Source organism: Mycobacterium gordonae, assembly GCF_001417955.2.
GTDB lineage: Bacteria > Actinomycetota > Actinomycetes > Mycobacteriales > Mycobacteriaceae > Mycobacterium > Mycobacterium gordonae_B.
This window is the reverse complement of sequence record NZ_LKTM01000250.1, coordinates 1-725: the sequence shown is the minus strand read 5'-3', so window position 1 is coordinate 725 and position 725 is coordinate 1. Positions and strand designations below refer to the sequence as shown.

Annotated in this window: 1 pseudogene; it reads left to right on the top strand. The window is 76.1% G+C overall.

What is annotated here, in order from left to right:
* Window positions 1-725, top strand: a pseudogene (locus AO501_RS38210) (PE family protein); the annotation flags it as partial.

The following is a 725-nucleotide window of genomic DNA, read 5'->3' as shown; positions in this document are numbered from 1 at the left end:
GGTCGCGACGGCGTGGATGGCGGGTCCGGTGGCGCCGGTGGTGCTGGTGGTGCGGCTGGCTCGGTGCGCGGTGATGGCGGTGCCGGTGGGGCCGGTGGGCACGGTGCGCGTGGTGGCGACGGCGGGGCCGGCGTCACCGGTACGAGCGCAACGGCGGCTGGTGCCGATGGCCAGGCCGGCGGTAAGGGCGGTAGTGGCGGTGCCGGCGGCGATGGCGGCAACGGCGGGGCCGGGGGTGCCTCTGCACATGGAACTGCCGGCAAAGCGGGTGCCGGGGGCAATGCCGGTAGCGGCGGCAACGGCGCGACCCCGGGCGACGGTGGGGCCGGTGCTACCGGCGATGCCAACCATCTGGCCGGCGGCGCTGGTGGTGCCGGTGGTGACACCGGGTTGGGTGGCAAGGCCGGCGTTGCCGGCACCGGCTTCAGCACGGGCGCTGACGGGGTGGACGGCTCCACACCCATTGGCATTTTGGGCAATGGCGGCAAGGGCGGGGCTGGGTTCAGCGCCACGGCGTCGGGCGTGGACGGCGGTAAGGGTGGCGCCGGCGGTGCGGGTGGAAACTTCGGTAGTGGCGGCGCCGGTGGCGCGGGCGGGGATGGGGCGGCCGGTGACAATGGCGCGGCCGGCGTCGCGGCAGGCGAGTCCGGTCGCGACGGCGTGGATGGCGGGTCCGGTGGCGCCGGTGGTGCTGGTGGTGCGGCTGGCTCGGTGCGCGGTGATGG